This window comes from Providencia sp. PROV182, from assembly GCF_028480325.1.
Taxonomy (GTDB): domain Bacteria; phylum Pseudomonadota; class Gammaproteobacteria; order Enterobacterales; family Enterobacteriaceae; genus Providencia; species Providencia hangzhouensis.
In genome coordinates this window covers 13,611-32,822 of the sequence record NZ_JAMPOL010000015.1, presented here as the reverse complement: position 1 = coordinate 32,822, position 19,212 = coordinate 13,611, and the positions used below count along the sequence as shown (strand labels likewise).

The following is a 19,212-nucleotide window of genomic DNA, read 5'->3' as shown; positions in this document are numbered from 1 at the left end:
GGGCGAAATACAGCATTATGTGGTTACTTGTTATCACGACGCTGCTTTGGGCAGCGTCGTTTAGTCTTATCGGCGAATACCTTGCGGGTCAAGTAGATAGTTGGTTTTCAGTGTTAGTACGGGTTGCACTGGCTTCGCTGGTTTTTTTACCTTTCCTACGTTGGCGCCAATTTAGCGCTAAAGTGATTGCGCTCTATATGCTAGTGGGCGCTTGCCAACTAGGTATCATGTACCTATTTGTCTTCCATGCTTATCAATACCTTACTGTTGCTGAATTTTTGCTTTTTACGGTATTAACGCCGCTATATGTCACGTTAATTTATGACTTATTAGAACGGCAAAAGCTGCGTAAAGGCTATTTGTTTAGCTCACTATTAGCGGTAATCGGCGCTGCAATTATTCGTTATGACCACTTGAGTGAATCTTTTTGGTTAGGTTTACTTTTTGTGCAGTTAGCAAATATCTTTTTTGCGATTGGGCAGGTGGGGTATAAACGTCTGATGGAGGTGCATCCAATCCCTCAACATCAGGCTTTCTCATGGTTTTACCTTGGTGCAACGCTAATTGCATTACTTGGATGGCTGCTATTTGGTAATAAATCGATGATGCCGACAACGACTCTCCAGTGGGGCGTCTTACTGTGGTTGGGTATTGCAGCTTCAGGCATTGGCTACTTTATGTGGAACTATGGCGCAACCAAAGTGGATGCCGGAACCCTTGCTATTATGAATAACATGATGGTTCCAGCGGGGTTATTAGTGAATTTTGCTATCTGGCAACAACATCCGGATTGGCTGAGTTTTACCATAGGATCGAGCCTGATAGTTGCTTCTCTTTGGGTGCATAAGCGTTGGATCCTTTCGCGGCCTTCACATAAGACAAATTCTCCACGGCGTGGTCCGTCGTCGTCTCAGTAAACGCTTCAATAGCTGGCTGGCGCTGTTCTCCTTCACGGCAAGCTGCATACAGCCGGCTCCATAAACCGCTACCCAAGGTTTTGGTTTTTACTAGCCCTTGTTTTTCAAATGAATCAACCGCCCAGTGAGGTAGTGCGGCAATGCCCATTTTGGCTGCAACCATTTGGATTAAAATTAATGTGTTATCGACATTTTTCACATTAGGAGACACGCCCGCAGGTTGCAGAAAATGGCGCCAAACATCGAAGCGATCCCGTTGTACAGGGTAGATAAGCAGTGTTTCATCTGCCAAATCATGGGGCTCAATATGCGGCCTTTTGGCTAACGGGTGGTCATTCGCTACAATCAATTTCACTTCATAATCAAACATTGGCGTATAGTGGATGCCTTGATCTGGCAAAATGTCAGAGGTCATCACAATATCCAATTCCCTTGACAGTAATTCAGGTTGAGGGTCGAACGTCACCCCTGACTTAAAATCTACGCTGACTTGTGGCCAAGTTTGTCTGAATTGTTGTAATGCAGGGGTTAACCACTGAATGCAGCTATGGCATTCAATCGCGATGCGTAATGCACAAACCCCAGGCTCATTACATACTCGAATAGCATCTTTCACCAATGGCAGAACCTGTTGCGCCAATTGTAATAAGACTTCCCCTTGTGGCGTAAAGCGCAATGGCTGGCTTTTACGAACAAATAACCGGAAACCTAGCCGATGCTCTAAATCACTAAACTGATGTGATAAAGCAGATTGTGTCTGGTGCAAGTGAGTTGCTGTTGCCGCTAATGAACCGTATTGGCTGAGCGCTTGCAATGTTTTTAAATGTTTTAGTTCGATCATGAGAAACCTTCACGGTGACAATGAAAAATTTGCGCTTGTGCTTTATACAGTACCTGTTGATTATGGATGTGTAAACATCTAGACGGCTAAATATTTTAAGGGGTCAATATGTCTGTTATAAATCATACACTTGGTTTTCCACGTGTCGGTCTAAAAAGAGAGCTAAAACGTGCACAAGAAGATTATTGGGCAGGCAAGATTGACCAAGCCGCTCTATTAGAAACTGGTTATCAACTACGTGTACGCCATTGGCAGCAACAAAAAGAGGCAGGTGTTGAGCTATTACCCGTTGGTGATTTCGCTTGGTATGACCAAGTGCTGACAACCAGTTTGTTATTAGGCAATGTGCCGCCACGCCATCAAAATGATGATGGTTCGATTGATTTAGATACCTTATTTCGAGTAGCCCGCGGTCGCGCACCAACGGGCAAACCCGCTCCAGCAGGTGAGATGACGAAGTGGTTCAATACTAACTACCACTACATCGTGCCTGAATTTCAAAAAGGGCAACAATTTTCCCTGTCTTGGACACAGCTGCTTGATGAAGTCGATGAGGCATTAGCATTAGGCCATAATGTGAAACCGGTTATCATTGGCCCTATAACCTACCTTTGGTTAGGTAAAGTGAAAGGGGAACCATTTGACCGCTTATCATTATTGAATGAATTATTACCTGTTTATCAGGAGATCTTGTCGCGCTTAGCAGAAAAAGGTCTTGAGTGGGTGCAAATCGATGAGCCCGCATTAGTGTTAGATTTACCAGAGCAATGGCAGCAAGCTTATCAGCAGGCTTACCAAGCGCTATCAGGCCAAATAAAAATACTGCTAACCACCTATTTCGATGGTATTAGTCACCATGTAGACTTGATTAAGCAACTCCCTGTGCAAGGTCTACATGTTGATGTGGTTGCAGGTGCTGATAATATTGAAAAACTACACCAAATACTGCCAGCAGACTGGGTATTATCACTAGGAATTATTAATGGTCGTAACGTATGGAAGGCTGACTTAGGGGAAAAATTCTTACAGGTGAAGCCGCTCTTAGGTCAGCGTGATATATGGGTAGGAACGTCATGTTCATTACTGCACAGCCCAATTGACTTAAATGATGAGACACGTTTAGATGCTGAAGTGAAAAGCTGGTTTGCTTTCGCTATCCAAAAATGCGAAGAACTTGCTCTGTTAACAAAAGCGTTAAATCAGCCAACAGACAGCCATATTGCTGAATTAGATACATACAGCGCACCTATTCGAGCGCGTAGAACATCAGCTCGTGTAAATAATGCATCAGTGGCTCAGCGTTTGGCGGCAATCAGCGAAGGGGATACAGAACGTTATAGCCCCTATCCACAGCGAGCAGCGCGCCAACGTCAACGCTTTAACTTACCATTATGGCCAACAACCACGATTGGCTCATTTCCTCAAACAAGTGAAATCAGAACATTACGTTTAGACTTCAAAAAAGGGAATGTGGATAAAACCTACTATCGCACCAATATTAGTGAACATATTAAGCAAGCCATTAAAGAACAAGAAATTTTAGATATCGATGTCCTTGTGCATGGTGAAGCTGAACGTAATGACATGGTGGAATACTTCGGTGAGCACTTTGATGGCTATGTATTTACCCAAAATGGTTGGGTTCAAAGCTATGGCTCACGTTGCGTTAAACCGCCAGTGATTATTGGTGATATTAGTCGCCCAGAAGCCATTACCGTGGAGTGGGCGAAATATGCTCAGTCCTTAACGGAGAAACCCGTCAAAGGGATGTTAACTGGCCCTGTCACTATTTTGTGTTGGTCATTCCCACGTGAAGATGTTAGCCGTGAAACGATTGCTAAACAAATTGCGCTAGCGTTACGTGATGAAGTCGACGACTTACAAAAAGCGGGTATTGGTATTATTCAAATCGATGAGCCTGCACTGCGTGAAGGGTTACCATTGCGCCGAAATGAGTGGGCAGCTTACCTCAAATGGGCGGTTGATGCTTTCAAGCTCAGTGCTGCGATTGCGGATGACGACACGCAAATTCACACCCATATGTGCTATTGCGAATTCAATGACATCATGGATTCCATTGCGGCATTGGATGCCGACGTGATTACGATTGAAACATCACGTTCAGATATGGATTTGTTAGATGCATTCGAAGATTTTGATTATCCAAATGAAATTGGACCCGGTGTTTATGATATTCACTCACCAAATGTACCGAATGTGGAATGGATTGTTGCGCTATTAAGAAAGGCGGCGAAGCGTGTTCCGGTTGAGCGCTTATGGGTTAACCCTGATTGCGGCTTGAAAACTCGTGGCTGGCCAGAAACTCGCCAAGCATTAGCTAACATGGTTGAAGCAGCGAAACAGCTCAGAAATGATCAGTAAAATGGCGATTAGTTAGTGTGTCAAAAAGGCAGGTTTTCCCTGCCTTTTTAGAAAGTATTAACCAAATAATTTAGATTTCAGTAAGTTCATACCGATAGAAGCCAAATCGAGGTTTTCTGGGACTTCGCCATTTGGTGTGGCGCTATCAACCAACTGAGGAAGATATTTAGCAATCATTTCTGAGGTTGCTTGAGGCTCTAAGCCAACCTGTTGAGCTAATTCTTGGATATTTGCATTTCCAAAAACTTGCATTAATTGGCTGGCATCGATAGGTAAATTATTCCCTTCACTGATCCACGATGCAATAACACCGCCTAAGCCTTGCTCGTTAAATTTTTCGATAACACCTTGAAGGCCACCTTGCTCCTCAACCCAGTTTATTACTGATTGAAATTGTTGCATTTTATCGCCTGCAACCATACCCATCATTTGCTCAAATAACCCCATGTTATCTCCTAGGCAATCCGCCAATTTATGCTCTCATCCATAGTATGGAGCATTATTCAAAAAATTGTAGTCGGCTATTTTCAGCAATTTGAGTTTTAGGTCAATAGAAATGATGCATTGAATATAGCCCAGTAGAGAAACAAAGATTTTTCATTTGTGAATTAAACGTGAATAAACATAACGAGCGTCACATTTTCTATCACATTATTCTGTGAAAGCATGTTTAAGGTGGGTTTCTATTTATTTTGTTTTAATTCAATTAGTTATGCTTTTATTGTTTGTTTTTTATATTATCTCAAATGTGATATTAGTCATGTGTTTGTGAATTTTATTGTGTGAAAATTCACAACAGTCACGAAGATTAACAACATCAGGGGTCATTATGGGAAATTTCGTTAATAAAATTGGCGTGATTGGCCTAGGTTCTATGGGGATGGGGATCGCACAATCTCTTATAAAAAATAACATTCCTACCTATGGATTTGATTTAAACCAAGGTGCATGCAAAAGCCTACTTAACGCAGGCGCAATTGCAGTGGGGCAAAATGCAGCGGAATTTGCCCATGAAATTGATGCTTTGTTGCTGGTGGTGGTTAATGGTCGTCAAGTTGAAGCCATTTTATTTTCGGGTGAACAGCCTTTAGTTGAACAACTACGCCCCGGTACGGTTATTGTGTTGCACAGTACCTTGGCTGCGGAACAAACTAAAAATATCGCTCAGCGCCTTGCCTCATATCAATTACCGCTTGTAGATGCGCCTATTTCAGGTGGCTCAATTAAAGCCGCTGAAGGGAAGTTGACCATCATGGCTTCAGGTGAACCAGCTCTATTTGAGCAGCTTTCACCCGTATTTAACGCTATTTCTGAGCGCTTATATCGCGTAGGGGATGAAGTCGGCTTAGGTTCAACCGTCAAAACGATTCACCAGTTATTAGCTGGGGTGCATATAGCTGTTGCCGCAGAAAGTATGGCTTTAGCCGCCAAGGCGGGTATTGACCTTGACGTGATGTACGACATTGTTACCCATGCAGCTGGAAATTCATGGATGTTTGAAAACCGTATGCAACATGTCTTAGACGGTGATTATACGCCAAAATCCTCAGTAGATATTTTTGTCAAAGATTTAGGGCTAGTGATGGAAACAGGGAAAGCATTAAATTTCCCGCTGCCACTTGCTTCAACAGCCCATCAAATGTTTATTTCAGCGAGCAATGAAGGCTTTGGTCAGCAGGATGACAGCGCGGTGATCAAAACATTTAAAGGTATTACTTTACCGGAGAAAAAAGCATGACAGTGAAGTTAGGCGTAATAGCGGATGATTTTACCGGTGCGACAGATATTGCAGGCTTTATGGTGCAAAACGGTTGGAAGGTTGTTCAGCTATTGAATGAACCTGATGAAAATACACCAGTACCAGAAGATGTTGATGCGATAGTGATCAGTTTGAAAAGCCGCTCTTGTCCTGTCGATGAAGCTGTTAGTGCATCGACCAATGCGTGCAAGTGGCTGAAGCAGAAAGCAAATTGTCAGCAAATTTTCTTTAAATATTGCTCAACGTTTGATTCAACCGAAAAAGGCAATATTGGCCCCGTTACAGATGCATTAATGGCCCAACTGGGAACAGATTTAGCATTAGTTTGCCCAGCGTTACCTGTGAACGGCAGAACGGTTATTCACGGTCATTTATTTGTGAATGGCCAGCTACTTAATGAAAGTGGCATGCAGCATCACCCTGTAACCCCAATGACCGACGCAAATTTATTGCGTGTGATGGAAAAACAATCAAAAGGTAAAGCAGGTTTAGTCAAACTTGAAGATATTCAAAAAGGCAGTGACGTTGTTAGCCAAAAGCTTGCCGAGTTAGCTCAACGAGGTGTGAGTTACGCGGTCGTTGATAGCTTAACGATGGATGATTTGCTTCCTATCGCACAAGCGGTTAAAGCCATGCCACTGTTAACTGGGGGCTCCGGCCTCGGCGCTGCATTAGCGAATGTGGATAGCCAATGCCCATGGGGCGGCACAACACAACGTGGCGAAAAACCAACAGGTAAAAACAGAAAAACGGTTGTTTTATCGGGGAGTTGCTCGGTAATGACCAACAAACAAGTGCAAGCTTATCAGCAAGTTGCTCCTGCAAAAATGTTGGATGTGGGTGAATGTTTAAATAACTCAGAGTATGCCAAAACATTAGCTGATTGGGTGCAAGCACAGCAACTAACCGGTTTAGCGCCAATGCTTTATGCCACTCAATCCCCTGAATTATTGAAACAGACACAAGAAAAATATGGCGCAGCGGAATCAAGTTTCGCGGTCGAGAAGGTATTTGGTGAAGTTGTCGCACTGTTGCAAGCGAAAGGGTATGACACCTTTATTATTGCGGGTGGCGAAACCTCAGGAAAAGTGGTTCAAAGCCTTGGAACAGAACAATTAAGTATTGGTTCACCAATTGCCCCTGGTGTGCCATGGGTACAGGATTTAGCAAGCGGTAACTGGTTGGCGCTGAAATCAGGTAATTTCGGCCAAGAAAATTTCTTCCAGTTTGCACAGGAGATGTTTAATGAGTGATGAAAAGGCGCTGCGCCAAGAGTTAGTCGATTGGGCTAAATCAATGTTTAACCGCGGATACAGTAGCGGTGGTGCAGGAAATATTAGTGCTCGGTTACCTGATGGTTCGATTATTGTGACACCGACAAACTCCAGTTTTGGTGATTTAGACCCTAACAAACTGAGTAAACTCGATGCACAAGGCAATTGGATTGGGGGTGATAAGCCGACAAAAGAAGTTTCTATGCATATGGCGATGTATTTGCAACGCCCTGATTGCCAAGCAGTTGTTCACCTTCACTCACCTTGGTTAACGGCGTTGTCTTGCTTACCGGGGTTAGATACAACAAATTGTTTACCTCCCATCACACCTTATTATGTGATGCGAGTGGGGAAATTACCATTGATTGAATACTTGCCACCGGGGGATGACCGAATTGGTGAGGAAATTGCAAAATTAGCACCGACACATAATGCGGTATTGCTATCAAATCATGGTCCGGTCGTGGGTGGCAAAACGTTAAGACAAGCTTTCTTCAACGCAGAAGAGTTAGAAGATACAGCTCGCTTATATATCACATTACGCCCACATGGCTTTACAACATTAACGCAAGAGCAAGTTGAACAGCTCGAAAGTCGTTATCCACAAAAGTAGTGAGGCGAAAATGGCTAAATTTGCTGCAAATTTAAGCATGATGTTTACCGAAGTGCCTTTTATACAGCGCTTTGAACGTGCTGCAAATGCGGGGTTCAAAGGTGTCGAATACCTCTTCCCTTATGAAGAAGATGCCGATGTCATTGCGGGTGAGCTGAGTAAACACCATTTAACACAAGCTCTGTTTAATATGCCAGCGGGAAATTGGGCACAAGGGGAGCGTGGTATGGCTTCGATCCCAGGTCGTGAGAAAGAATTTGCCGAAGGCGTACAAACGGCCTTGAAATACGCAAAAGCCTTAGGCTGTAAACAAGTTCATGCGATGGCGGGGAAAGTGAATGAAAACTATACACTTGAACAGCAAACTGCATGCTATATCAAAAATATTCAATATGCGGCGGATGTGATGGCTGAGCACGGTATTCGTGTGCTTATCGAACCCATCAATACCCGCGATATGCCCGGATACTTTTTGACGACACAAAAACAAGCTGAAGCATTACTACCTGAAATTGCTCGTGAAAATGTATTTATCCAGTTGGATTTATATCACTGCCAAATTATGGAAGGTGATTTATTGAAAACAATTGAACGTTTATGGGGTAAATTTAGTCACATTCAGATAGCGTCAGTTCCTTATCGTCATGAACCGGATAGCGGTGAAGTCAATTACCCATGGATTTTTAAGCAGTTGGATGAAATGGGGTATGAAGGCTGGTTAGGATGTGAATACCATCCTGCAGGCCGCACCGAAGATGGATTAGGCTGGCTTAAACAAGCAAATTCATAATTAGGAGAACCTATGCTCCCTTCTGAGCGTCGTGATTTTATTTACCGTTACGTGCATGAACATCAAACCGTATCGATCAGTGACTTGGTTGAGCTAATGAATGTCTCTCATATGACAGTGCGACGTGATATTCGGATGTTAGAAGAAGAAGGGAAGGTACTCAGTATTAGTGGTGGCGTTAAGTTAAATGATGTGCTGCGCCAAGAGTTACCTTGGAGTGAAAAAGCGCGGTTACATCATCGCCATAAGCGTGAAATTGGCCAGTTTGCCAGCTCACTAGTTGAAGATGGGCAAGTGGTTTATCTCGATGCGGGAACAACTACCTTTGAGATAGCACGCGTACTCGGCGAGCGTTTCAACTTAACGATTGTCACTAATGATTTTTCGATTATGCAGTACTTAATGAATAAGTCGCAGCTAAACCTATACCACACCGGAGGATTGGTGGATAAACGTAACCATTCTAGTGTAGGAAATACGGCTGCGATGATGCTGAAAACCCTCAATGTTGATATTGCTTTTATCAGCACCAGTTCATGGGATTTGCAGCACGGGGTTTCTACCCCGCATGAGGAAAAGGTTCAGATAAAACAAACGCTATTGGATGTTGCTCGCCGTTGTGTGCTGGTTTCAGACAGTAGTAAGTTCGGCAAATATGGCATGTTTCGTGTTTGCCCATTGAATCAATTGCACGACATCATTTGCGATGACCAATTACCAACTGATGTGGTGCAGCGGATAACAGAACAAAACATAAAACTTCATTTAATCAAGACATAAAACATAAATAATCTTACCTAAAACTGCATAGCCAGTTAAAAGGCTATAGCAAGGAGAATTACAATGAAAGTTATTATTACTGGTGGCGCAGGCTTTCTGGGCCAGCAGCTAGCCGCTGCTTTGCTTAAAAATAGCCAGGGTTTAAAATTTGACCACCTTGTTTTAGCCGATATTCAATGCCCTACATCACCGGTTGAAGATGCCAGAGTCAGTTGCGTCGCGTTAGATTTAACGCAAACAGGGGCGGCTGATAAACTGATTGATGCACAAACCGATGTGGTTTTCCACCTTGCAGCTATCGTAAGTAGCCACGCTGAAAGTGATTTTGACTTGGGTATGAAGGTTAACTTTGAAGCCACTCGTCAATTATTGGAAGTCGCTCGTGCCAAGAACCCTGCAATCAAATTTATGTTCACCAGCTCCCTCGCTGTGTTTGGTGGTGAGCTACCTGATGTCATCACAGACTTGTGTGTCGTTAACCCACAATCGTCCTATGGTGCTCAAAAAGCTATGTGTGAATTGATGGTGAATGACTATTCACGTAAAGGCTTTGTTGATGGCCGTGTGATGCGTTTACCAACCATTAGTATTCGTCCGGGGGTGCCAAATAAAGCCGCCTCTTCATTCGCAAGTGGCATTATTCGTGAGCCATTAAATGGGGTTGAAAGTGTTTGTCCTGTTTCCCCTGATCTCGCGTTATGGTTATCTAGCCCTGAAACTGTGATTAACAACTTTATTCATGCGGTCAGTATCCCTGCTGAAAAATTTGGTAAATCACGCACTGTGAACCTGCCAGGTATCACCGTTACCGTCCAAGGTATGATCGATGCTCTGCGTGATGTTGCAGGCCAAGAAGCTGTGGATCTTATTCGCTTTGAGCCTGATGAAGCCATTAACCGTATTGTGGCGAGCTGGCCGGGCAAATTTGATATCAGCCGTGCATTGGATCTCGGTTTTCGTGCAGATGGCTCGTTTGGTGATGCGATCCGTTCGTTTATCACCCACCACGGTTCGTCTAAGTAGGAGATAGCCTATGTCCTATATTCCTGTTATTGGCCTCGCAGTGGCCATATTTGTCCTGATCTTCTTAGTATTACGAACGCGTGTTCATGCGTTATTAGCAATGCTAATTGCTGCAGCAATCGCGGGTATATCCGGTGGTTTGACTGCGGCAGAGACCGTGACAGTCATTACAAAAGGCTTTGGGTCAACACTCGGTAGCATCGGTATTGTTATCGGACTCGGGGTAATGATGGGAAGGGTGCTGGAAGTTTCAGGTGCTGCTGAACAGATCGCTTATAGCTTTATCAAATGGTTAGGAAAAAAGCGTGAAGAATGGGCGTTGGCAATTACCGGTTATATTGTCAGTATTCCTATCTTCGTTGATTCCGCTTTTGTGATTTTATACCCATTGGCAAAAGCATTAGCCAAAAATGGTAAACGTAGCATACTGACTTTAGGCGTTGCACTCGCTGGTGGGTTAGTGGTGACACACCACACCGTTCCACCAACACCTGGGCCTTTAGGCGTGGCAGGGATCTTTGGTGTCGATGTTGGCGCAATGATCCTAGCAGGAATGAGCCTCGCTATTCCTTGTGTTATCGGTATTGTTCTTTACGCAAAATGGTTAGGGACTAAATACCCTGAATTTATGCCAGATGAAACGGGTAGTGAAGACCTGAAAGAAGTTCACGCTCGTTATATGGAAGAAAAAGCGAATAAACCATTACCAAGCCTGTTCTTATCGCTTTTACCGATTATTACGCCTATTTTGTTAATTTTCATAAATGCAATTAATGGATTAATTCTTAAAACAGAATCTTTCCAAGGTATGGAAAGCAATTGGTATTTCCAAACATTTGAATTTTTAGGCGCACCCATTATTGCATTATCAATTAGTGTGTTGATCTCTGTTTACACATTAATGCCAAAAGCAACGAAAGAAGAAGTCATCGACCGTATGGAAGAAGGCTTACAAGCAGCCGGTATTATTCTGCTTGTTACGGGGGCTGGTGGTGCATTAGGCGCGGTACTGCGCGATAGTGGCACAGGAAACATTCTTGCTGAGCATGTAGCAAATCTGCCAATTACACCTGTATTGATTCCGTTTATCATCGCGACGTTGGTTCGTTTGATTCAAGGTTCGGGTACAGTAGCAATGATTACCGCAGCATCTATTTCTGCACCAATCATTAGCCAAATACCTGATATTAACTTATTGGTCGCAGCGCAAGCGGCAACCATGGGGTCTCTGTTCTTCGGTTACTTTAACGACAGCCTGTATTGGGTTGTGAACAGAATGATGGGAATTAAGGACGTTAAACAGCAAATCATTGTTTGGTCTATTCCGACCACCATTGCGTGGGCAATAGGTCTAGTTGGTGTCCTCGTTCTTGATGTAATTCTCTAATATAGCGTTACTATTTTTAGTTCTGCCAAATAATCAAAGCGCCCAGCAATCAGGGGCGCTTTTGTCGTTATATCAAACTTTCATCTATACTGATGACAATGGATTTTAAAGAGAAATAAAATCAATGAATAAATGTGACATAAATCACTTAATAATGAAATCAAACTTTTATTGTTTTCATTAAAAGTGACATTCATCACTAAAAAATTATGGCTTTATCGCTATATTATAAATAACGATTAATCAGTATTGACTGATTTAATGATGCCATTGTGTAAAGGAGTTTGAAATGTCTGACGTTTTCCACTTAGGTTTAAAGAAAAGTGACTTACAGGGTGCGACCGTAGCGATTGTTCCTGGGGATCCTAACCGTGTTGAAAAAATTGCACGTCTGATGGATAACCCTGTACACCTTGCGTCATTGCGTGAATACACCTCTTGGCGTGGTGAGGTTGACGGAAAAGCCGTCATTGTTTGTTCAACCGGTATCGGTGGCCCATCAACGTCTATTGCAGTCGAAGAACTTGCGCAGCTTGGTATTCGCACTTTCTTACGTATTGGTACAACAGGTGCAATCCAAGAAGATATCAATGTCGGTGATGTTTTAGTGACAACTGGAGCAGTTCGCTTAGACGGTGCTAGCCAACACTTCGCGCCATTAGAATACCCAGCAGTTGCCGATTTTGATTGTACCAATGCGCTTTATGCCGCAGCGAAAGATGCAGGTGCAACCGTTCATGTTGGTGTAACTGCATCATCTGATACCTTCTACCCAGGTCAAGAGCGTTATGATACCTATACTGGCCGTGTGATGCGTCATTTCAGAGGTTCGATGAAAGAGTGGCAAGACATGGGCGTGATGAACTACGAAATGGAATCAGCCACATTGCTGACTATGTGTTCTAGTAGTAAAGGGTTACGTGCTGGTATGGTTGCGGGTGTTATCGTAAATCGTACCCAACAAGAAATTCCAAATGAAGCGTTACTGAAGAAAACTGAAGGTAACGTATTAAGTATTGTGGTTGAAGCTGCACGCCGCTTACTGTAGTCCGTGATTTACTGGCCCGTTTACTTGACTTTCACTCGGTTGTGGACAAAAAGTAAGCGGGCTTAGTCCTTTTACATACCTCTTATTTCTCTTTATTTCCTTTATAAATGTTACAATTGTTAATCAATTTACAGGAAATATTCTGATCCTCTTATTCGCTAGATCTGTTATTGTCATAAAAACAATTATCAATATTATGTGCCCTTAAATTGTTCAGGTTACATTTGTTTTATTGCTAACTGGAATGAAAGCTGTAGGGCGAAAAGGAATTATTATGTCAACAACACCTTATCTTCATCCTTCTGTTTTGCCTTTAAAAGGCGGTATTAACTTCCGCGATCTTGGTGGTAAAAAACTCGCTAATGGTGGGAAGATCAAGCCTGGAGTCCTGTTTCGTTCCGGTGCGTTAGACCGATTAACTCAAGAGGACGAAGCTGTTCTACGTTCACAAAATCTTTTCCAAATCATTGATTATCGTGATGAAGCTGAAATCTTAGATAAGCCTGATGTCATTTGGCAAGGCGCGCATTATGTGCATGCACCAGCAAATCCGTTAGCAAAAGAGGTCACAGCAAATTTAGATAAACTTACGCCAGAAATATTGGAACAATTTGACCCGCAAGCTTTTATGTTCCGTTTATATGAATTATTACCACTGAACAATCCTGCTTATCACCAATTGGTCAATTTACTCAAACAGCCAGAAAAAGGTGGTATCGTACAACACTGTGCGGTAGGAAAAGACCGTACAGGCGTCGGGTCCGCATTAGTATTATTTGCTTTAGGTGCAGATTTAGACACTGTAATGGAAGATTACTTACTGACTAATGAAACACTTGCACCATACCGCAAGCATTTACTCGAAGAACATGCAAAAACGATGGACGAAAGCATTGTGAAAAAATTTGAGTATGTCTATTCGGTACGTGAAGACTTTTTAAGAACGGCTCTAAACAGTATTGAAAGCCATTATGGCAATGTTGACCAATGGCTAGAAAAAGATTTTGGCTTAGGAAGGCAACAACGAGAAGCACTGCAGAGTCAGTTTTTGGACTAAGTTTCACTTACTGTAAGATGAGTTGTGGATAATCCATTTTTCCGTATCCACAACTTAGTTTTTCTAAAAGTGTTTCTGCTTTGTTTAATCTTGATTTACCACTTTTTCGCTACAGTATTCTGATTATTCCCTAATGAAAGGAACTGACCGTGACACTCAATGAAATTGTCACCATAGTGACTGACTTTACACGCGAACATGAAGTATGGGCGCTTCCTATTATTTTCTTTTTGGCGTTTGGGGAATCTTTGGCATTTTTGTCACTCCTGTTACCAGCAACGGTTATTTTACTCGCGCTTGGCGCTTTGATTGGTGAAAGTAATATTACTTTCTGGCCAATATGGTTAGCAGCAGCTCTCGGTGCTTTCTTTGGGGACTGGCTCTCTTATTGGATTGGTTATCATTACAAAGAAAATGTACGCCATATGTGGCCGATTTCTCGTAACCCACAAGTGATTGATAAAGGGCAGCGTTTCTTTGACCGATGGGGTATTTGGGGAATTTTCTTTGGGCGCTTCTTCGGGCCGTTACGAGCTATTGTTCCCTTGGTTGCAGGGATTTGCGCCATGCCACAACGGCATTTCCAACTTGCGAATATTGCTTCTGCGATGATTTGGGCATTTGGTATTTTAGCGCCGGGAGCGCTCGGCCTGAAATGGTTCGCAAGTTGGATAGGCTAAGCTTGCGAAGTGCTTCGCAAAATTTTCTTCGATGGCTAAATTACCTCTGGACACTTATACAGTATCCCATTACCTTACACTAGACTTTGTAAAGTAAGGATTTAACCGTGGATACCTCTCTTTTATATGCTGTTATTGGTGCGTTGAGTGGCGTTTTAGTTGGTGGTTTAGCCTCTTGGTTCTCTATTGCCCAAAAAATTGCGCAAAAAGATCAGGAACTACAACAACTCAACCGCCAACTTGCTGCAAGTGACGAAAAAAACATCCACCTTGCGCAATGGAAAGAAGAGTATGACAGGCTAGATCAAGAATTGCGCACTCAAAGGGATATTAACCGAGAACAAGAAGCTGAGCTTCGTGAGGTAATAACCCGTTTTGAACAGAACCAGCTAGCAAACGAAGAAAAACAGCGAATTTTACAAAATAGCGAACAACGGCTGACAGCACAATTCGAAAACTTAGCAAATCGTATTTTTGAACAAAATGAGCGTCGTGCATCAGAGCAACAACAAAAAAGCCTATTGGCGATGTTGTCACCTTTTCGTGAGCAATTAGAAGGTTTTCGTCAGCAAGTTCAGCAAAGTTTTGGTGAAGAAGCGAAAGAACGCCACACTTTAGCCTATGAAATTCGGCAATTACAGCAGCTCAATAATCAAATGACCAAAGAAGCGGTTAACCTGACACGAGCCCTGAAAGGGGATAATAAAATTCAAGGAAACTGGGGGGAAACTATTCTTACCAGGATCCTCGAAGTCTCAGGTTTACGTGAAGGAAGTGAGTTTGAAACCCAAGTTAGCATCAATACAAGTTATAATAGCCGTTATCAACCGGATGTGATTATCCATCTTCCTGAAGGGAAAGATGTGGTTGTTGATGCCAAAATGTCGTTGGTTTCCTATGAACAGTACTTCAATAGCGAAGAGCCACATGAACAGCAACAGGCGTTAAAAAACCATGTGGCATCTATCCGCAATCACATGCGTATGCTAAGCCGCAAGGATTACCATCAGTTACCGGGAATTCGTTCATTAGATTACGTTTTAATGTTTATCCCTATTGAACCTGCGTATTTACTGGCTTTGAAAGAAGCTCCTGAGTTACTTGATGAAGGAATTAAACAGAATATTATGTTAGTTTGTCCTTCGACATTGTTAGTGGCGGTGAGGACAATTAATAATATTTGGCGGTATGAACGCCAAGGGCAAAATGCCCAGGAGATAGCAAATAGAGCAGCGAAAATGTATGACAAGCTGCGCTTGTTTGTGGATGATATGCAGGTTTTAGGCACCAGTCTTGATAAAGCAAATAATACTTACCTATCGGCAATGAAACGCCTTGCCGAAGGGCGTGGAAATTTAATTAGCCAGGCGGAAAGTTTTAAAGAGCTTGGGGTCGAAATTAAACAACCTATCCAACCCCAATTGGTTGAGCGATCAGATACGTCTAATTGTGCGGAATCTTAGACTTCTGATAGGGTTTTGGCCCAAAGACTGTTACACTTCCTACAAAAGTTTGAATGATAAGCAGGCATAAGAGAAATGACTGAACCAACTAAAGAAACCATTGATTTCGGTTTCCGTACTGTCGGCAAAGAAGATAAAGCTGGCCTAGTAGCGAATGTTTTTCACTCAGTAGCATCAAAATATGACTTAATGAATGATTTGATGTCATTCGGTATCCATCGTATTTGGAAGCGTTTTACCATTGAAGCGAGTGGGGTGCGTCGTAATCAACGAGTACTTGACCTTGCAGGTGGAACGGGTGACTTAACCGCTAAATTTTCACGTTTAGTCGGTGAAAAAGGTGAGGTCATACTCGCAGATATTAATGATTCAATGCTAAAAATGGGGCGTGAGAAATTACGTGACCTAGGCATTGTTGGTAATGTTAATTATGTACAAGCCAATGCAGAAGAACTGCCATTCCCTGATAACTATTTTGATTGCATTACTATCTCTTTTGGTTTGCGTAATGTCACCGATAAAGACAAAGCGCTACGCTCTATGTTCCGAGTGTTAAAGCCGGGTGGGCGCTTATTGGTGTTAGAGTTCTCTAAGCCAATTATTGAGCCACTGAATAAAGCTTATGATGCCTATTCATTCCATATACTCCCTCGTATTGGTCAGGCGATCGTTAATGATCCCGATAGCTATCGCTATTTAGCCGAGTCAATCCGTATGCATCCAAACCAAGAAACACTAAAAGGTATGATGGAAAATGCAGGGTTTGAACAGGTGACGTACACTAATATGACAGGTGGAATTGTCGCATTGCATAAAGGGTTTAAATTCTAAGATGGAAGCACCATCAACACATACCGAAAATCAAAATACAGTTTTGTATTCTTTGATAACAGCATTGATGGAAACCACTCTTAACCACATGTTGTTTAAAGAAAAAGTTCTACAGCCAGCTAGAATGCGCTTGGCCGGCAAGGTTATGGCTATTGAACTTAAAGAACTGAATAAAACGTTAACACTCGTTTTTGCTGAAAATCATGTTGATGTGTTAAGCCAGTGGGTTGAGCCTGCGGACTGTACCATTAAAACATCCATCTTTACGCTAGTTAAATTGAAAGACAAACAGCAATTATCTCAACTTATCAATCGTGGTGATATCGTGATTGAAGGGGATATGCAAATTGTACAGCACTGGTCTTCTTTACTTGACTTAGCAATTTGGAATCCTGCTCATTATCTATCACCTTACATTGGTGATGTTGCGGCAGAAGGTCTTAGCAAGTTCCTGAATAAAGGTGCTTGTCTTGCATCTCATTTAGTAAAACGGCAAAAAATGTATATCAAAGACGCAATAATTGAAGAATGGAAGATGGCGCCTAGCCAGCTTGAACTTGCTCATTTTAGTGATGAAGTTGAGCAAGTAGAAAATTCAATGAGTGCACTTGAGCTACGTTTAAGCCAGTTGGAGGAGAAGAATGACACCCGGTGAAATAAAACGACTTTACTTCATTATTCGGGTTTTTCTCTCTTACGGATTAGATGAGTTAATCCCCAAAACTAAACTAACGTTACCATTAAGAATAGGTCGCTTAGGTTTCTTTTGGATTAAAAATAAGCATAAAGACAAAACATTGGGCGAAAGGCTTCGTCTCGCCCTTCAAGAACTCGGGCCAGTTTGGATCAAATTTGGCCAAATGCTATCGACTCGCCGAGATCTTTTTCCACCTGCAATCGCAGATCAATTGTCATTATTACAAGACAAAGTGGCAAGTTTTGATGGCAAACTGGCACGAGGCTATATTGAGGAATCTCTCGAAGGGCCTTTAGAACAGTGGTTTGATGACTTCGATGAACAAGCTTTAGCTTCTGCGTCTATTGCTCAGGTGCATACCGCAACGTTAAAAGAAAATGGTAAAGATGTTGTCATCAAGGTTATTCGCCCTGATATTCTGCCAATTATTAAAGCTGATATTAAGTTAATGTATCGCATTGCAAATTGGGTTCCTTTGCTGCCAGATGGGCGGCGATTAAGACCCAAAGAAGTCGTGCGTGAATACGAAAAAACCTTGATCGATGAGCTGAATTTGCTCCGTGAATCGGCAAATGCCATTCAGCTTCGTCGTAACTTTGAAAATAGCGCCATGCTGTATATACCAGAGGTATATCCAGATTATTGCCGTGAAAACGTGATGGTGATGGAGCGTATCTACGGGATCCCAGTTTCCGATATTACTGCGCTTAAAGCGCAGGGAACGAATATGAAACTGCTGGCAGAGCGTGGTGTTAAAGTCTTCTTTACACAGGTTTTCCGCGACAGCTTTTTCCATGCTGACATGCATCCAGGAAATATCTTTGTTAGTTACGATCATCCAGAGGACCCTAAATACATAGGGATAGACTGTGGGATAGTCGGCTCATTAAACAAAGAAGATAAGCGTTATTTGGCAGAAAACTTCATTGCTTTTTTTAATCGTGATTATCGTAAGGTAGCAGAACTGCACGTTGACTCCGGCTGGGTTCCTTCAGACACAAATGTGGAAGACTTTGAGTTTGCTATCCGTACCGTATGTGAGCCTATTTTTGAAAAACCATTAGCTGAAATTTCGTTTGGGCAAGTATTATTGAATTTATTTAATACAGCACGTCGTTTCAACATGGAAGTTCAACCACAGTTGGTATTATTACAAAAAACATTATTGTATGTAGAAGGCCTAGGACGGCAGCTTTACCCACAGCTTGATCTCTGGAAAACCGCAAAACCATTTCTAGAGGACTGGGTTCATAGCCAAGTAGGGATACCTGCAATTACTCAGGCATTAAAAGAAAAAGCACCTTATTGGGCAGAAAAAATGCCTGAAATACCGGATTTAATTTATGGTGCATTACGGCAGCATAAGTACTTACAATCAAATATCGATCAACTAACTCAGCAACTGAAAAGTCAGCGTAATAAGCAGCGTAAATCTCAGTACCTTTTAGGTATCGGTGCTACATTTATTCTCTGTGGGACTCTATTCCTCATTTCTAATCTCACACCGTTTGGAATTGTATTTATGGTGGCAGGTGCACTGTCTTGGTTGTTTGGTTGGTGTAAAACCGGCGGAAATTAAGTAAACTTTGTTTTGCGACAAGTTTATAAGGCTGTGAACATTTCCGTATTTTGTGTTGGTTGTATATAATAGATCTAATAACAATTGATCC

18 protein-coding genes are annotated in these 19,212 nt (G+C 42.4%); 16 read left to right on the top strand and 2 right to left on the bottom strand.

Features of this window, described 5'->3' with window-relative positions; genetic code table 11:
• The first annotated feature begins 17 nt into the window (after positions 1–17).
• Positions 18–917: a carboxylate/amino acid/amine transporter gene (locus PR834_RS13925; RefSeq protein WP_140172646.1), complete on the top strand. Its 900-nt coding sequence runs from the start codon at positions 18–20 to the stop codon at positions 915–917.
• Here PR834_RS13925 and metR read toward each other — a convergent pair.
• Positions 802–1,758 (bottom strand): HTH-type transcriptional regulator MetR, encoded by a 957-nt coding sequence (gene metR, locus PR834_RS13920; protein WP_004260859.1) that lies wholly within the window; start codon positions 1,756–1,758, stop codon positions 802–804. The two genes, PR834_RS13925 and metR, sit on opposite strands and share 116 nt — an antisense overlap.
• Before the next feature lie 108 nt (positions 1,759–1,866).
• Between metR and metE the strand changes: the two genes are divergently transcribed.
• Entirely contained in the window at positions 1,867–4,140 is a 2,274-nt protein-coding gene (gene metE / locus PR834_RS13915) for a 5-methyltetrahydropteroyltriglutamate--homocysteine S-methyltransferase (protein WP_262960792.1), read from the top strand.
• Between the two features lie 57 nt (positions 4,141–4,197).
• Here the strand turns inward: metE and PR834_RS13910 are convergent, their stop codons facing one another.
• Entirely contained in the window at positions 4,198–4,587 is a 390-nt protein-coding gene (locus PR834_RS13910) for a YidB family protein (RefSeq protein ID WP_004260854.1), read from the bottom strand.
• 382 nt (positions 4,588–4,969) lie between these two features.
• Here PR834_RS13910 and ltnD point away from each other — a divergent pair, with 382 nt between their 5' ends.
• From ltnD to ubiB, 14 genes are all read left to right on the top strand, one after another.
• Complete coding sequence (gene ltnD, locus PR834_RS13905; protein ID WP_096865130.1) at positions 4,970–5,878, top strand: L-threonate dehydrogenase; 909 nt, start codon at positions 4,970–4,972, stop codon at positions 5,876–5,878.
• Positions 5,875–7,152: a 3-oxo-tetronate kinase gene (gene otnK, locus PR834_RS13900; protein WP_096865129.1), complete on the top strand. Its 1,278-nt coding sequence runs from the start codon at positions 5,875–5,877 to the stop codon at positions 7,150–7,152. The genes ltnD and otnK overlap by 4 nt, the downstream gene beginning before the upstream one ends.
• Positions 7,145–7,786 (top strand): 3-oxo-tetronate 4-phosphate decarboxylase, encoded by a 642-nt coding sequence (gene otnC / locus PR834_RS13895; RefSeq protein WP_110592465.1) that lies wholly within the window; start codon positions 7,145–7,147, stop codon positions 7,784–7,786. Before otnK ends, otnC begins: the two co-directional genes overlap by 8 nt.
• A gap of 10 nt (positions 7,787–7,796) precedes the next feature.
• Positions 7,797–8,576: a 2-oxo-tetronate isomerase gene (otnI, locus tag PR834_RS13890; RefSeq protein ID WP_004260839.1), complete on the top strand. Its 780-nt coding sequence runs from the start codon at positions 7,797–7,799 to the stop codon at positions 8,574–8,576.
• A 12-nt stretch (positions 8,577–8,588) separates the two neighbouring features.
• The gene (locus tag PR834_RS13885) at positions 8,589–9,356 is read left to right on the top strand and encodes a DeoR/GlpR family DNA-binding transcription regulator (RefSeq protein WP_004260836.1); all 768 of its coding nucleotides are present in this window, start codon (positions 8,589–8,591) and stop codon (positions 9,354–9,356) included.
• 63 nt (positions 9,357–9,419) lie between these two features.
• Positions 9,420–10,379: a D-erythronate dehydrogenase gene (gene denD, locus PR834_RS13880; RefSeq protein ID WP_262960791.1), complete on the top strand. Its 960-nt coding sequence runs from the start codon at positions 9,420–9,422 to the stop codon at positions 10,377–10,379.
• A gap of 10 nt (positions 10,380–10,389) precedes the next feature.
• Positions 10,390–11,766 carry a GntP family permease gene (locus PR834_RS13875; RefSeq protein WP_004260831.1) on the top strand — a complete coding sequence of 459 codons (1,377 nt, stop codon included), beginning with the start codon at positions 10,390–10,392 and terminating at the stop codon, positions 11,764–11,766.
• 289 nt (positions 11,767–12,055) lie between these two features.
• Positions 12,056–12,814 (top strand): uridine phosphorylase, encoded by a 759-nt coding sequence (gene udp / locus PR834_RS13870; protein WP_004260826.1) that lies wholly within the window; start codon positions 12,056–12,058, stop codon positions 12,812–12,814.
• 274 nt (positions 12,815–13,088) lie between these two features.
• Positions 13,089–13,871 (top strand): tyrosine-protein phosphatase, encoded by a 783-nt coding sequence (locus PR834_RS13865; protein WP_096865127.1) that lies wholly within the window; start codon positions 13,089–13,091, stop codon positions 13,869–13,871.
• A 149-nt stretch (positions 13,872–14,020) separates the two neighbouring features.
• Complete coding sequence (locus PR834_RS13860; protein ID WP_262960789.1) at positions 14,021–14,551, top strand: DedA family protein; 531 nt, start codon at positions 14,021–14,023, stop codon at positions 14,549–14,551.
• 107 nt (positions 14,552–14,658) lie between these two features.
• Complete coding sequence (rmuC, locus tag PR834_RS13855; protein ID WP_112307700.1) at positions 14,659–16,014, top strand: DNA recombination protein RmuC; 1,356 nt, start codon at positions 14,659–14,661, stop codon at positions 16,012–16,014.
• Between the two features lie 75 nt (positions 16,015–16,089).
• Positions 16,090–16,845 (top strand): bifunctional demethylmenaquinone methyltransferase/2-methoxy-6-polyprenyl-1,4-benzoquinol methylase UbiE, encoded by a 756-nt coding sequence (ubiE, locus tag PR834_RS13850; RefSeq protein WP_004260818.1) that lies wholly within the window; start codon positions 16,090–16,092, stop codon positions 16,843–16,845.
• A gap of 1 nt (position 16,846) precedes the next feature.
• The gene (locus PR834_RS13845) at positions 16,847–17,500 is read left to right on the top strand and encodes a ubiquinone biosynthesis accessory factor UbiJ (protein ID WP_262960788.1); all 654 of its coding nucleotides are present in this window, start codon (positions 16,847–16,849) and stop codon (positions 17,498–17,500) included.
• Entirely contained in the window at positions 17,487–19,121 is a 1,635-nt protein-coding gene (gene ubiB, locus PR834_RS13840) for a ubiquinone biosynthesis regulatory protein kinase UbiB (RefSeq protein WP_004260814.1), read from the top strand. Before PR834_RS13845 ends, ubiB begins: the two co-directional genes overlap by 14 nt.
• The last annotated feature ends 91 nt before the right edge of the window (positions 19,122–19,212 follow it).

What these genes read in the sequence shown, in the direction of transcription:
- otnI (WP_004260839.1), top strand. Translation starts at nt 7,797, where the DNA reads ATGGCTAAATTTGCTGCAAATTTAAGCATGATGTTTACCGAAGTGCCT.
- otnK (WP_096865129.1), top strand. Translation starts at nt 5,875, where the DNA reads ATGACAGTGAAGTTAGGCGTAATAGCGGATGATTTTACCGGTGCGACA.
- PR834_RS13845 (WP_262960788.1), top strand. Translation starts at nt 16,847, where the DNA reads ATGGAAGCACCATCAACACATACCGAAAATCAAAATACAGTTTTGTAT.
- PR834_RS13865 (WP_096865127.1), top strand. Translation starts at nt 13,089, where the DNA reads ATGTCAACAACACCTTATCTTCATCCTTCTGTTTTGCCTTTAAAAGGC.
- PR834_RS13925 (WP_140172646.1), top strand. Translation starts at nt 18, where the DNA reads ATGTGGTTACTTGTTATCACGACGCTGCTTTGGGCAGCGTCGTTTAGT.
- PR834_RS13910 (WP_004260854.1), bottom strand. Translation starts at nt 4,587, where the DNA reads ATGGGGTTATTTGAGCAAATGATGGGTATGGTTGCAGGCGATAAAATG.
- udp (WP_004260826.1), top strand. Translation starts at nt 12,056, where the DNA reads ATGTCTGACGTTTTCCACTTAGGTTTAAAGAAAAGTGACTTACAGGGT.
- metR (WP_004260859.1), bottom strand. Translation starts at nt 1,758, where the DNA reads ATGATCGAACTAAAACATTTAAAAACATTGCAAGCGCTCAGCCAATAC.
- PR834_RS13875 (WP_004260831.1), top strand. Translation starts at nt 10,390, where the DNA reads ATGTCCTATATTCCTGTTATTGGCCTCGCAGTGGCCATATTTGTCCTG.
- ubiE (WP_004260818.1), top strand. Translation starts at nt 16,090, where the DNA reads ATGACTGAACCAACTAAAGAAACCATTGATTTCGGTTTCCGTACTGTC.
- metE (WP_262960792.1), top strand. Translation starts at nt 1,867, where the DNA reads ATGTCTGTTATAAATCATACACTTGGTTTTCCACGTGTCGGTCTAAAA.
- denD (WP_262960791.1), top strand. Translation starts at nt 9,420, where the DNA reads ATGAAAGTTATTATTACTGGTGGCGCAGGCTTTCTGGGCCAGCAGCTA.
- ubiB (WP_004260814.1), top strand. Translation starts at nt 17,487, where the DNA reads ATGACACCCGGTGAAATAAAACGACTTTACTTCATTATTCGGGTTTTT.
- otnC (WP_110592465.1), top strand. Translation starts at nt 7,145, where the DNA reads ATGAGTGATGAAAAGGCGCTGCGCCAAGAGTTAGTCGATTGGGCTAAA.
- PR834_RS13885 (WP_004260836.1), top strand. Translation starts at nt 8,589, where the DNA reads ATGCTCCCTTCTGAGCGTCGTGATTTTATTTACCGTTACGTGCATGAA.
- ltnD (WP_096865130.1), top strand. Translation starts at nt 4,970, where the DNA reads ATGGGAAATTTCGTTAATAAAATTGGCGTGATTGGCCTAGGTTCTATG.